Source organism: Halomonas sp. DP5Y7-2 (assembly GCF_019802025.1).
Classification (GTDB): Bacteria; Pseudomonadota; Gammaproteobacteria; order Pseudomonadales; family Halomonadaceae; genus Halomonas; species Halomonas litopenaei_A.
In genome coordinates this window covers 91598-103870 of the sequence record NZ_JAHVHY010000004.1, presented here as the reverse complement: position 1 = coordinate 103870, position 12273 = coordinate 91598, and the positions used below count along the sequence as shown (strand labels likewise).

The window sequence follows — 12273 nt, the reverse complement described above, 5'->3', positions numbered from 1 at the left end:
TTCATTATAGCCATCACCGCCCAGACTGTGTGCATTCACTCCACAGCAAGAGGCAACGAGACATGAGCTCATCCCATCAGGACCGCCCCAACTATCCACGCAGCTTCTCCCATATCGGCATCTCGGTACCGGACGTCGAGGCGGCCGTGGCGTTCTACACCGAGGTCCTGGGCTGGTACCAGATCATGGCCCCCACCACCATCGAGGAAGACGACTCTGCCATTGGCGAGATGTGCACCGATGTCTTCGGGCCTGGCTGGGGCAGCTTCCGCATCGCGCACCTGTCCACGGGTGATCGCGTCGGTGTCGAACTCTTCGAGTTTGCCAACCATGAAGATCCCGAGAACAATTTCGAATACTGGAAAACCGGCGTCTTCCATTTCTGCGTGCAAGATCCGGACGTGGAAGGGCTGGCGGAGCGCATCGTTGCCGCCGGCGGCAAGAAGCGCATGCCCAAGGTCCGTGAATACTATCCCGGGGAAAAGCCCTACCGGATGATCTACATGGAAGACCCCTTCGGCAACATCCTCGAGATCTACTCCCACAGCTATGAATTGACCTACTCGGCCGGCGCCTATCAGGACGAGAGCAACGCGTGACATGGTGATCGACAGGCTTGGGATGGGCACCCTCAAGCCCCTCCTTGCGTCACGAATCATGACAATAGCGTGATTTGCCGACGGACAGGGCAGGCCATGTTTGGCCTGCCCTGCTGGTTCATGGATAATCGATCCTTCACATTCTTCAGGCCTCGAGGCCCATGAGCGAGATCGACGACACCGTACTGGCCGAGCGGCCGGAGACCCAAGGCGGCCCACGCCGCGATATCACCGTTGGCGAGACCACCTTCACCTTGCTCGGTACCGCCCACGTCAGCGCCGAAAGCGCCGACGAGGTTCGCTCGCTGATCGATTCAGGCGACTTCGATGCCGTGGCTATCGAACTCTGCGATGCCAGACACAGCAACCTGGCCAACCCTGACGCCCTGGCGGAACAGGATCTGTTCCAGATCTTTCGCCAGGGCAAGGCCGGGATGGTAGCGGCGAACCTGGCGCTCGGGGCATTCCAGCAACGTATCGCAGAACAGTCAGGCATCGAGCCGGGGGCCGAGATGCGTGCCGCCCTGGAGGCCAGCCAGCGCCACCAGCTCCCGCTGTTGCTGATCGATCGCGACGTGGGCCTGACGCTGAAAAGGATCTACCAGAATGTTCCCTGGTGGCAGCGTTTTAGCTTGATGTCCGGGCTACTGGGCAGCGTGCTGTCCCGCCAGGAAGTGTCGGCAGAGGAAGTGGAGCGCCTCAAGCAGGGTGACGTGCTGGAGTCGACCTTCAGTGAGTTTGCCGCTGAATCCGAAACCCTGTTCACCCCGCTGATCAGCGAGCGTGATCGTTACATGGTCATGCGCCTGGCCCAGCAATGCCCGCCAGGCAAGTTCCGGCGAGTGCTGGTGGTGATAGGCGCGGGTCACCTCAAGGGCATGGCGGAGCACCTCGAGGGCCCTCCCTCTCAGGCTCCAGACGAGGAAATCGCCGCGCTGGAGGCCACGCGTCCCGCCTCCAAGGTGTGGAAGATGGTGCCCTGGATCATCACCGCACTGGTCCTCACGGGCTTCGCCATCGGCTTCTCGCGCAACACCGAGCTTGGCTGGCAGCTGGTGGCAGAGTGGTTCATCATCAACGGTGCGCTGTCGGGCATCGCCACCCTGTTCGCCCTGGCGCATCCCGTCACGGTCATCGCCACCGTCTTTGCCGCGCCGCTGACCTCGCTTAACCCGACCATCGGCGCAGGCTTCGTCGCTGCAGGCGTGGAGCTGGCCATGCGCAAGCCCAAGGTGCGTGACTTCTCCACGCTGCGCCACGATGTGACCGAGGTGAAGGGCTGGTGGAGGAACCGTGTGTCCCGCACGCTACTGGTCTTCCTGACCGCCACGCTAGGGTCCGCTGCGGGCACCTGGATCGCCGGTTTCCGGATCGCCGGCAGCCTGTTCGGCTAAGCGGACCATCGATCGCATCCACCTCGCCGTCGCTGACGCGGCGGGGTGGAAGGCGCCTGTCACCCGCTAAGCGTTGCTCTGGACCATCCTGCGTTCCCGCCCCCTCCACTGTCCCACCGCGGCAATCGTCAGCTCTGCTGCCGCCCGCTCACTCGTAATCTCATGTTTTCCTCCAGCGCCGATGTCTCGGTGCGGCTGCAGATCCAGTCATGCACCAAACGACCTCGATAGTAGGTTTCCTGCACCGCGCCACTCATGCCTTCTGCAGGAGCCGAGATCGCCTGGCGATAGGCTCTGACGACGCCTGCAGGCAAGCCAGCCGCCCATGCGCCAAGTACTGGCGACGACGCCTCCTGGCGATCCAGCAACTGATGAAACTCCTGCATGGGCAGACGCAATGCCGGCAGGGCTGCGTCCAGCAGGCCGCATATCGTCCGAAAGCCATCTAGCTCCTGGCGCTCCCTGTCGGGGTCAAGGTATTCCAGCCGCGTCGCCAGATCCTCGAGAGACTCCATCAAGATGCGACACCCGGGGTCCACGGCCAGCAAATTGACCCGGGGCGTCCCCTCTCTGACCTCCGCCAACCGCTGCAAGAACGCATCGGCGCCGTGGTTGACCAGGATCCTGCCCAGGGCCAGGCGCAGGTAGTGGAAGAACTGGCCCGGCCCCTCAGAGCGGTCCCGCTGATAGCGCGCCAGAGCCCAGTCCAGCATGCCGCCTAGACTCCAGCGTCGCACTACCCCATGGCGGCAGAAGCAGCGCTCGTTGAGCGCAGTGGGTCGCTGGCCTTGGCGCCGCTGAAAGGTATCTTTCAGTTGGGTCATCAAACCTGCGGGATCTATCAAACCTCGTTCCACGATGGCCTCGAGCCGGGCCATGGTCTGCGCGATGGCATCGGCGGCATCGACCAGGTAGGCGGCCGGGTGACGGCTTCGACGGGTCAGTCGCAGCGCCCCACGCATGGCCGTTTCGATAGCGGCCTCACTACGGTAGCTGTTGCCCGTAAAAGGCCCAGACAGGGCCTGTTCGGGCCATGGTTCATGCCGTCCTAGCAATGTTGCGCTCTGCGCATGGGTCAGGCTGATGCCTTCCAGGGTCACAATGCTGCGCAAGGCCTGGGCACGTGCATCAAAGCGGCATAGCTCCGCCAGCACCGCGTGCCCCTCCTTCTTGTCGACGGACAGCCCCCCTGCCGTCATTCCCCCAAACTCCGGCAGGTGGCTGTCGAACCAGCCACACACGGCAAGCTCTCCCGCCTGACCGAAGGGAGGACGACCGACATCGCAAAGCAGGCAGCCAACGTCGACCAGACAGCCGAGCGCAGTGTCGAGTCCTGTCAGTTCGTGCCTGGCAGGCTCCTGCTCAGTCAGCTCTTTTTCTGCCAGTTCGTGTCTGGCCAGTTCGTGCTTAGCCAGGTTGCCGTGGAGCTTGCGATAAATCAGGTGGACGATACGGCGACCCACTTGCTGACGTTCAAGCGCCAGCGACAGCAACCGTCGATCGCTGTCCTGGGCCAGGATTCCCCCCTGCTGCGGGAGCAACTGCAGTCGACGAACGCTGGCGCTATGAATGACCCGAGAACGATCCTTGTCGAGACGACGCTCGAGCAAAGGAAGCGACAGGTCGACCTCCTGTGCATCATAGGGCCAGCCACCTAGCCGTTGATCCTCGGGCTGTGGCCGACAGGAAAGAAAACGCTGGTGTAGGTGCATGGGGCTCCCCGCGCGTCATCGCGCTCATTATCGTAGTTGTGTCAAAAAGAGAGCCTGTCGCAGAAAAAGTGCAGGCGAACTAAGACATTTACGACAATGAGTGCCCGATTTGCGGGAATAATGATGTAGCTGATCAGCGATTCATCTGCCTAAAACTTCGCATCAGCACATAACGACCGAGTGCTAGCGCCCCTCAGTTGATGAGGATGGTGCCTGCTGAGCTCTCCTCAGCGCTGCCAGCCTTGTCATCGAGGGGGTGGGCGTCTCGATCTTGGTGTAGTGGCGACTGGCCGCATAGCTGTCATTGAACACATCAAAGTAGTCGTCGAGCACCTGAGCCGCCGCCACTTCACCGCTTTGCCGCAGCAACTCGGCTGCCACTTCTGCCGTGCACAGGTGTGCCTGGGAGGCCGGCTTGCGCAGCTGATAGCGGGTCAGGCGATCGGTGCGAAGGGGTAACACGGGAAGGTGTTCCAGGTAGGGGCTCTTGCGAAAGATCCGACGTGCCTGGCGCCAGGTGCCGTCCAGTAGAATCAGCACGGGAATGCGTGCGTCTTCCACCTGGGTGACGGCCTCTACCTCTACCACGCGATCCGCGTAGTCAGGCTGGTCGTCAGGAAAGACCACGAAGGGCGCGTAGCGCGGATCAGCGAGCAAGGCCAGCAGGGTGTCATCTGGCGCCGTGCGATACCAGGTAAAGACGCGAGTCGTGGCCAGCACGTCAGCGATCAGCCGTCCGGTGTTGGTGGGCTTGTGATGTTCCAGCGGATGCGTCATCAACCACACCTGCACCCGGCTGTCGGCCTTGGCTTGATAGGGACAGAGGCAGTTGAGTTCCGGCAGATTGCAGCCTTCACAGCGGGTCACGAAGCTGCCGCGCGCCTTGAACTCGCGACGCGGAGGGCGGGGGTGGCCAGTGGCAGGATCGACCGCGGCAGACTCGGCGCCATCGCTCATGGGCGCAGCATCACGTTCGGCGTCGAGCGAGGCGGCAGGGAAAGCATCACAACGGGAATCACACATGGCAAGGAGGGTGCTGAGGCAAAGGGCGCCCAATCTACCACGCCAGACGGAACACGTCAGTCACGCTGCCAGCACCGCGTACCCGCCACGACCGTCGACGTCGCTATCAGGCGTTACCTGACGGCGGCACGAACAGGCGCCCCTCACGCTGCCAGTGGCGGGTAAGCGCAGGCACCCCTTCCCCGGCAGGCATCACCCAGCGGGTCACCCCGGCGGGCACCTGCAGTCCAGGGTCTGGGTCCACCAGCACGCACTGTGCGTCCAGCGGCAGCTCATGGATCAGGGCAGCGGCAGGCATCACCGCCAACGAGGTCCCTACCACCAGTAGCAGATCCGCGTCGGCCACTAGCTCGCAAGCCTCCTGATAGGCGGGAACCGCCTCACCAAACCAGACCACATCCGGTCGCAGCTGGCTGCCTCGATCGCAGACGTCCCCCATGGCGATGTTGCGCCGTCCAAGGGGGTAGCGCATGCGCTCATCGACGGAGGAACGTGCGACCATAATCTCACCGTGCAAGTGCAGCACCTGGCGTGAACCGGCCCGCTCATGCAGATCATCGATGTTCTGGGTCACGATGCTGACATCGAACCCCAGGGCCTCAAGATTGGCCAACGCACGATGGGCCGCGTTGGGGCGTGCATCCCGCACCTGCTCACGCCGAGCATCGTAGAAGCTGAGCACCCGCTGAGGATTTTTCGCCCATCCTTCAGGCGTCGCCACGTCCTCGATCGGATGATTGGCCCACAGGCCATCTGCTGCCCGAAAGGTCTCGATGCCGCTCTCGGCACTGATGCCAGCGCCGGTCAGCACTACCAGGTGAGGAGATTTGGCCATGCAGGCGCTCCGTGACAGATTGCAGTGATCTTCGCGCCGCCGTTCGCGATCAGTAGGTCAAGCCCCCGGGGTCCGAGGCGAAGCGCTGCTTGTTGCGATAGGGATAGACATCGATCACGTGTCCATCGGTGATCGCACGCTGCAGGCTTTTCCAATAATCGGCGTCGAACAACTCCGGGTGCAGCTCGTAGAACAGCTTGCGCAAGTGAACGTTGGCGAACAGGAAGGGCCCGAATTCCTCGGGGAAAATATCATTGGGGCCAACCGAGTACCAGGGTTCATCAGCCAGCTCCTGCTCAGGGTACAAGGGCTCCGGAATATGCCGGAAGTTGCACTCGGTGAGGTAGCTCACCTCATCGTAGTCATAGAAGATGACCCGACCATGCCGGGTGACGCCGAAGTTCTTGAGCAGCATATCGCCTGGAAAGATGTTGGCCGCCGCCATCTGCTTGATGGCATTGCCGTAATCTTTCAGTACCGCGCGGGTTTCCGCCTCATCACACTGCTCCAGATAGAGATTGAGCGGGGTCATCATGCGCTCGGTGTAACAGTGCTTGATGATGACCTTGTCATCCTTGAGATACACCGTGGAGGGTGCCACTTCCAGCAGGTGTTCCAGGCACTCCGGGTCAAAGTGATCCTTGCGCGACACCAGATAGGAAAATTCCTGGGTATCGGCCATGCGCCCTACCCGATCATGGCGTTTGACCAGCCCATACTTGTCGCGCACGTTGTCCCGACTCATCGCCTTGGACGGGTCGAAGCGGTCCTTGATGATCTTGAACACGGTGCGATGGGAAGGCAGCACGAACACCGCCATGACCATGCCACGCACCCCTGGAGCGATGATGAACTTGTCCTCGCGGCGGGCAATCTGCTGATTCAGCGCGCGGAAGAACTCCGTCTTGCCATGCTTGAAGAAGCCAATCGCAGCGTACAATTCACTGATGGGCTTGTCCGGCATCAGCATGTGCAAATAAGCGACGAACTCTCTGGGTACCGTCGCATCGACCTGAAAATAGACGCGGGTGAAGGAAAAGATGATCGAGACCTCGTCCGGCTCGATCAACACCGTGTCCAGATGCAGCCCCTTGCCCTCTTCATGCAACACGGGCAACACCAGCGGCACCTGCTGATCTCCGCGATGCAGGCGTCCAACCAGATACGCCCCCTTGTTGCGGTAGAACACGCTCTTGAGCAGTTCGATCTCGACTCCGTGGCCGTCACGCAACCCCTCGGGCAGGTGATCGACCAGGAAATCCCGGGCCAGATGCCCGCAATGATCGAGGTCGATAAACGGAAGTCCCAACTGCGCGCCCTCCAACGCCTGGTGGATGGCCTGCGCCCAGTTGCCGTCGACGGCGATGCGTCGACACAGATCGATGCCTGAGTGATGACTGGCGGCGTCCCGGGAGGAATTCACGAACATCCAGTCGTCGCGAATATGACGATGATGGAAGATCGAGCAGAACTGGGAATTGAAGTAGGTTTCCGCCAGCTCGTAGTCGAGGCGCTGGCTGATCAGCTCGATGTAGTGCCCCTTGGCTTCTCGCCAGCACTCGCAGTGGCTCAGGGTATCTTCGTCAAAGGTCCGCCTCAGACGCTCCAGGGTCTCGTCGACCTTGGCCTGATACAGGTTGATCCGCTCGGCGGAGGCTTGCTGCGCCTCGCGCCAGGCAGCGTCGCAAAAGCGCCGATTGGCGTCCAGGGTGATCTGCTTGAAGCGCGAACGGTACTCATCGAAGCCATGCAGGATGGTGGCAGCGATGCGATAGGCAGGGGACAGTTTCATCTCGGCACTCCCGGCGGACGTCGACTCAGAATGACGGTCCCCGCCGGTCTCGGCGAGACGACCAATGTCGACTGTCATGTTGCCCCGCAACATGACCAGCGCCAACCCCACTGTCCTAACCAGCACATTGATGACGTCAACGCTTGGCGCGGGCGTCCCACATCGCCTATTTGCGCCAGAACATCGGGGTCAACAACACCAGCACCGTCAGAATTTCCAGGCGCCCCATCAGCATGCCCACACATAACAGCCACTTGGCCGCATCGGGCAGGGTCGAGAAATTTCCGGCAGGGCCAATGATGTCGCCAAGCCCCGGCCCCACATTGGTGACCGCCGTGGCTGCCCCGGTCAGCGCCGTCACCAGGTCCAGCCCCAAAAGGCCCAGCGCCAGTGCTAGGCCGGCAATGGTCAGGAAGAAGAAGAACGAGAAGGCGACGACGCCTCGACTGATCTCGTCCGATAGCGGGACGCCGTTATAGCGCGATACGAACACGCCATGGGTATGGATCAGAAAACGCAGCTGGCTCAGCAACATCTTGATAGCCACCTGAAAGCGGAAGATCTTCATGCCACCGCTGGTAGACCCACTGCAGCCGCCCACGAAGGTCAGATAGAAGAACGCCATCGCCGCAAAGGGGCCCCACTGACTGTAGTCATCGCTGGCATAGCCCGTGGTGGTCACCACTGACACCACATTGAAAGCGGTGTGCGTCAGCGCCATGAATCCCGGCTCGCCACGCCATACCCGGTAGAGGGTGAGCGCCACAATGACGACCACTAACAGCCACAGCAGACCGCGTACCTGCTCGTCACGCCACAGCGCCAACGGTGCGCCTCTCAGGCAGCGGATATACAGCACGAACGGCAAGGCGCCGAGCAGCATGAACAGCGTACCCAGCCACAATAGATGAGGCTGATCGGCATAGGCCCCGAAAGAGGCATCCGAGTTGGCAAAACCGCCGGTCGACGCTGAGGTCATGGCATGGACCACCGCGTCCAGTGGGATCATGCCACCGAGGGCATAGGCCAGCGTTGCCGCCAGGGTACCGAACACGTAGATGCCAAGGGTGGCCTTGGCGATTCCGCCGGTACGCGGCATCACCTTGTCCGACCAGTCAGACGACTCCGTCTGGAACAGGCGCATCCCCCCGACCTTGAGGAATGGAAGGATGGCGATACCCATGACGATGATGCCGATGCCCCCGAGCCACTGCATCAGGCCACGCCATAGCTTGAGGCCATCGGATAGCCCATCGATATCCGTGAGGATGGTCGAGCCGGTGGTCGTGATCGCGGACACCGACTCGAACACCGCATTGGTCAGCGTCAGGTGGGGCGCCCCCAGCACCAGTGGAAGGCTGGCGAAGCCACTGATACTGAGCCAGCTCAGGGTGGTCAGCACGAACATCTGCCGGGTCTTGAGCTCCACCGGGATGCGCCAGGTCAACCACCAGCACACCAGCACCGTTGCCAGTACCGTCAACAGCGAGCGGGCGAAGGCAGGAGCATCACTGTCGCCCTCCCATAGCAGTACCCCCCATGGCAGCAGCATGAACAGCGCCAATACCAGCCACAGCACCGACAGCACCTTGAGCACAGGAGCCCAATCCAGCCACCAGCGCAGCATCCCAGTCCCTCGGGCCATAGTGGTTCTCTCACTGATTGTCGGCGCTCATCATAGACCAACGGCGCACCCGGAAAAGCCCCTTCTGCTCACACCCTGATGTGATCACGGATGACAGAACGGCACGACATGGCGACAATAGCGCGCCTTGAGTTCGCATTCACGCCATAGGTACCCCCACGATGTCTCTGCCCCTGCCCATTCTTTACCAGGACAACGACCTTGTGGCGGTGCACAAGCCTTCAGGGCTGCTGGTTCATCGCAGCCCCCTGGCCCGAGGAGAAACCGAGTTCCTGCTGCAACGGCTGCGCGATCAGCTGGGGCAACGGGTCTACCCGGTGCATCGACTCGACAGACCGACCTCAGGGGTGATGGTGTTTGCCCTGTCACCTGAGATGGCCGCGCCGTTGAGCCAAGCCTTCAGCGAGCGCCACGTCGACAAGCGTTATCTGGCAGTGGTGAGAGGCATCGGGCCCGATCATGAGCGCATTGATAGAGCGCTGCGGGAAGAAGATGGAACACGCCCAAAGGCCGACATGCCGGCCATGCCCGCCATCACCGAGGTACGACGGCTCGACAGCGTGGAGCTGCCGGTGCGTATCGATCGCTACCCCCAGGCCCGCTATTCACTGATGGAAGCCACACCAATGAGCGGCCGACGCCACCAGATCCGCCGACACCTCTCTGGCATCGGCTACCCCATCATTGGCGACGCCAAGCACGGCAAGGGCAACCATAACCGCTTCTTTCGTGACCAACTGGACTGCGATCGCCTGCTGCTGGCCGCCGTGCGCCTGGCATTCGAGCACCCCCGTGAACGCCACCGGCTTCAGCTCTGCTGCCCACTGGATGACACCATGACTCGTCTATTCGATCGCTTTGGCTGGCGCGCTCACCTTCCTCGGCCCGGCGCTGACTTGACGCCACCAACGACCCACCGAGATCGCTCATGAGTAACGATATATCCCACCAGGACAACGACTACGACTTGCGCTTCGGGGGCATTCGCCGCCTGTATGGAGCGACCGCCGCCCAACGCCTCGCCCGCGCCCACGTGGTGGTGGTCGGAGTGGGTGGCGTCGGCAGCTGGGCGGTGGAGGCGCTGGCGCGAAGTGGTATCGGCAAGTTGACCTTGATCGACCTCGATGACGTCTGCGTGTCCAACATCAATCGTCAACTGCACGCGCTGGACGGCACCATCGGTCGTCCCAAGGTGGAGGTACTGGCCGAGCGCTGCCGAGCCATTCACCCCGGTATCGAGGTAGTGACCGATGTGGCCTTCGCCACGCCCACCAATCTCGCCGAGCGCATTCCTGCCGATGCCGATCACCTGATCGACGCCATCGACAGCGTGGTGGCCAAGGCCGCGTTGATCGCATGGTGCAAGCGCCGCAAGCTGCCCCTGACGGTGACCGGCGCCGCCGGTGGCCAGACCGATCCTACGCGAATCAAAGTCGCCGACCTGACCCGCACGGAACACGACCCGCTGCTGGCCAAGGTTCGCTCACGCTTGCGCCGAGACCATGGGTTCTCGCGCAACCCCAAGCGACGCTTCAGCGTCGAGTGCGTCTACTCCGACGAACAGCTGGTCTATCCCGGACAGGATGGCGAGGTCTGTCACACCAAACCTGGTGCCGGTGAGGCCACTCGATTGGATTGTGAAGGCGGTTTCGGCGCCGCCACCTTTGTCACCGGCAGCTTCGGCTTTGTCGCCGCTTCACGTGCGCTGGCCAGACTCACCCGGGTCAACTGAGCAAGCGCCTTGCCACACCGCTAGACACCTTACGGGCCAGACACGCCGCGGGCCGCACGAAAGAGCCCAGCCCGAAGGACGTCCGGCGTCCATCATGTCAGGAGACGAGCATGACATCCCTTTCCCATCCTCCGGTACCCGGCATCTATCGCCACTACAAGGGCGCGCTTTACGAGGTCTGCGGCGTCGCCCAGCACAGCGAGAACGAGGAGGCGCTGGTGGTCTACCGCGCGCTGTATGGCGACTACGGCCTGTGGGTACGTCCGCTGGCAATGTTCTGCGAAACCGTTCAGGTCGACGGGGAGCACCGACCGCGCTTTGCCCTCGAGAAGGCATTTTGAACGACGACAAGACGATTTTTAACGCCGTATCACCAAGCGCAGGCACTTTTCGTGCAAGCCCTAGGCGGTAAAGCCGCCATCGACGGTATATTGCGATCCCGTCACAAAGGCCGCCTCATCGGAAAGCAGGAACGCCACGACATTGGCCACTTCCTCCGACGTACCGATACGCCCGATGGGATGCAGCGCAGCAAGCGAGTGATATTCTTCACGGCTCAACGCATCAAGCAGCGGCGTGTCGATGTAGCCGGGATGCACGGAGTTGATGCGAACGCCCTGGGCGGAATACTGAAGTGCTGCACTTTTGGTCAATCCCGATACCGCGTGCTTTGCCGCGGCATACGGCACATAGTTAGGCGTACCCAAGAGGCCCAGGACGGACGCTGTATTCACGATGGCCCCACCGCCACCCGCAACAATGGCGGGGATCTGGAATTTCAGGCCATAGAAAACCGCATCAAGGTTGATATCGATGAGCTGCTTGTACGCCTCGATATCGACGTCGTGCAATGGCCCTTGCGGGCCGATGATGCCGGCATTGTTGAACGCTAGCTGCAAAGCTCCGAATTCTTCGACGGCAAACGCCACCGCGGCCTCATTCACGGCGGGTAACGTGAAGTCTCCGCCGAATGCGACCGCCTTGCCACCCGCTGCAGCAATCTCGTCCACTACCGCCAGAGCAGCTTGCTCGTGCAGATCTGCGACGATCACCGCCGCGCCTTCAGAGGCTAACTTGACGGCTGTCGCCTTCCCGATCCCGGAGGCCGCGCCAGTGAGCAGTGCTGTCTTTCCCTCGAACCGAATCGACATGAGTCTTCTCCCTTCTGCACGGGACATGCGTGCGTACGCAGCAGGCGTACATCGCACAGCGTCGTAGCCTCTCAGTGCTCGGGTTGCTGCGCATCAAGCAGATTAGCAGACGGCCAGCCGCGCGCTGGCCTCAAGGTATCGCTCCGGCAGGCCGATAACCGGCTTGATCATGGCCAAACTCGGGACGCGGCTCGCCGCATGGGCCCTCGCGCAGTGGCATCGCGCTTCACCGCCACCTTGACGGCCTCCCGATAGAGCACAGTTATCTCCATCAGGCGCACGTGTGCGGCAGTGCCTTCGAAGAGTAAGACTGAGAGTTCTCGCGTCCACTGGCTCACCAGAAAAGGCCGATCCCAGTGTGCGCCAAGCGCGACCTAGGTGCTACGCCCT

General features: G+C 61.9%; 11 protein-coding genes. 5 read left to right on the top strand and 6 right to left on the bottom strand.

The genetic code is table 11. The features are described from left to right. Positions 1 to 62 precede the first annotated feature (62 nt). Positions 63 to 599: a lactoylglutathione lyase family protein gene (locus tag KUW18_RS07215; RefSeq protein ID WP_206941620.1), complete on the top strand. Its 537-nt coding sequence runs from the start codon at positions 63 to 65 to the stop codon at positions 597 to 599. A gap of 161 nt (positions 600 to 760) precedes the next feature. After that, positions 761 to 1993, top strand: a complete 1233-nt coding sequence (locus KUW18_RS07210; RefSeq protein WP_206941622.1) for a TraB/GumN family protein — start codon at positions 761 to 763, stop codon at positions 1991 to 1993. Between the two features lie 128 nt (positions 1994 to 2121). Here KUW18_RS07210 and KUW18_RS07205 read toward each other — a convergent pair whose 3' ends face one another. From KUW18_RS07205 to KUW18_RS07185, 5 genes are all read right to left on the bottom strand, one after another. Then, positions 2122 to 3705: a hypothetical protein gene (locus KUW18_RS07205; RefSeq protein WP_222561097.1), complete on the bottom strand. Its 1584-nt coding sequence runs from the start codon at positions 3703 to 3705 to the stop codon at positions 2122 to 2124. Positions 3706 to 3888: 183 nt separating this feature from the next. Further along, on the bottom strand, positions 3889 to 4662 hold the full coding sequence (locus KUW18_RS07200; protein WP_222162888.1) for a tRNA-uridine aminocarboxypropyltransferase: 774 nt from the start codon (positions 4660 to 4662) through the stop codon (positions 3889 to 3891). 172 nt (positions 4663 to 4834) lie between these two features. Next, positions 4835 to 5563: an SIR2 family NAD-dependent protein deacylase gene (locus KUW18_RS07195; protein WP_206941625.1), complete on the bottom strand. Its 729-nt coding sequence runs from the start codon at positions 5561 to 5563 to the stop codon at positions 4835 to 4837. A 49-nt stretch (positions 5564 to 5612) separates the two neighbouring features. Continuing rightward, positions 5613 to 7355 (bottom strand): bifunctional isocitrate dehydrogenase kinase/phosphatase, encoded by a 1743-nt coding sequence (aceK, locus tag KUW18_RS07190; RefSeq protein ID WP_206941627.1) that lies wholly within the window; start codon positions 7353 to 7355, stop codon positions 5613 to 5615. Between the two features lie 166 nt (positions 7356 to 7521). Then, a complete protein-coding gene (locus tag KUW18_RS07185; protein WP_222561096.1) occupies positions 7522 to 9000 on the bottom strand; it encodes a TrkH family potassium uptake protein in 1479 nt (492 codons plus the stop codon). A gap of 161 nt (positions 9001 to 9161) precedes the next feature. Here KUW18_RS07185 and KUW18_RS07180 point away from each other — a divergent pair, with 161 nt between their 5' ends. The 3 genes from KUW18_RS07180 (at position 9162) to KUW18_RS07170 (ending at position 11073) form a co-directional block, all read left to right on the top strand. Continuing rightward, positions 9162 to 9932 carry a pseudouridine synthase gene (locus KUW18_RS07180; RefSeq protein WP_222561095.1) on the top strand — a complete coding sequence of 257 codons (771 nt, stop codon included), beginning with the start codon at positions 9162 to 9164 and terminating at the stop codon, positions 9930 to 9932. Beyond that, positions 9929 to 10732 carry a tRNA cyclic N6-threonylcarbamoyladenosine(37) synthase TcdA gene (gene tcdA, locus KUW18_RS07175; RefSeq protein WP_222561094.1) on the top strand — a complete coding sequence of 268 codons (804 nt, stop codon included), beginning with the start codon at positions 9929 to 9931 and terminating at the stop codon, positions 10730 to 10732. Before KUW18_RS07180 ends, tcdA begins: the two co-directional genes overlap by 4 nt. A 110-nt stretch (positions 10733 to 10842) precedes the next feature. Beyond that, complete coding sequence (locus KUW18_RS07170; RefSeq protein WP_222561093.1) at positions 10843 to 11073, top strand: DUF1653 domain-containing protein; 231 nt, start codon at positions 10843 to 10845, stop codon at positions 11071 to 11073. Positions 11074 to 11133: 60 nt separating this feature from the next. Here KUW18_RS07170 and KUW18_RS07165 read toward each other — a convergent pair whose 3' ends face one another. Next, positions 11134 to 11883 (bottom strand): SDR family NAD(P)-dependent oxidoreductase, encoded by a 750-nt coding sequence (locus tag KUW18_RS07165; RefSeq protein ID WP_222561092.1) that lies wholly within the window; start codon positions 11881 to 11883, stop codon positions 11134 to 11136. Positions 11884 to 12273: the final 390 nt, after the last annotated feature.

Excerpts from the sequence above, each read along its gene's own strand:
- KUW18_RS07165 (WP_222561092.1), bottom strand. The coding sequence starts at position 11,883 with ATGTCGATTCGGTTCGAGGGAAAGACAGCACTGCTCACTGGCGCGGCC.
- aceK (WP_206941627.1), bottom strand. The coding sequence starts at position 7,355 with ATGAAACTGTCCCCTGCCTATCGCATCGCTGCCACCATCCTGCATGGC.
- KUW18_RS07215 (WP_206941620.1), top strand. The coding sequence starts at position 63 with ATGAGCTCATCCCATCAGGACCGCCCCAACTATCCACGCAGCTTCTCC.
- KUW18_RS07210 (WP_206941622.1), top strand. The coding sequence starts at position 761 with ATGAGCGAGATCGACGACACCGTACTGGCCGAGCGGCCGGAGACCCAA.
- KUW18_RS07200 (WP_222162888.1), bottom strand. The coding sequence starts at position 4,662 with ATGAGCGATGGCGCCGAGTCTGCCGCGGTCGATCCTGCCACTGGCCAC.
- KUW18_RS07205 (WP_222561097.1), bottom strand. The coding sequence starts at position 3,705 with ATGCACCTACACCAGCGTTTTCTTTCCTGTCGGCCACAGCCCGAGGAT.
- KUW18_RS07195 (WP_206941625.1), bottom strand. The coding sequence starts at position 5,563 with ATGGCCAAATCTCCTCACCTGGTAGTGCTGACCGGCGCTGGCATCAGT.
- KUW18_RS07170 (WP_222561093.1), top strand. The coding sequence starts at position 10,843 with ATGACATCCCTTTCCCATCCTCCGGTACCCGGCATCTATCGCCACTAC.
- tcdA (WP_222561094.1), top strand. The coding sequence starts at position 9,929 with ATGAGTAACGATATATCCCACCAGGACAACGACTACGACTTGCGCTTC.
- KUW18_RS07180 (WP_222561095.1), top strand. The coding sequence starts at position 9,162 with ATGTCTCTGCCCCTGCCCATTCTTTACCAGGACAACGACCTTGTGGCG.
- KUW18_RS07185 (WP_222561096.1), bottom strand. The coding sequence starts at position 9,000 with ATGGCCCGAGGGACTGGGATGCTGCGCTGGTGGCTGGATTGGGCTCCT.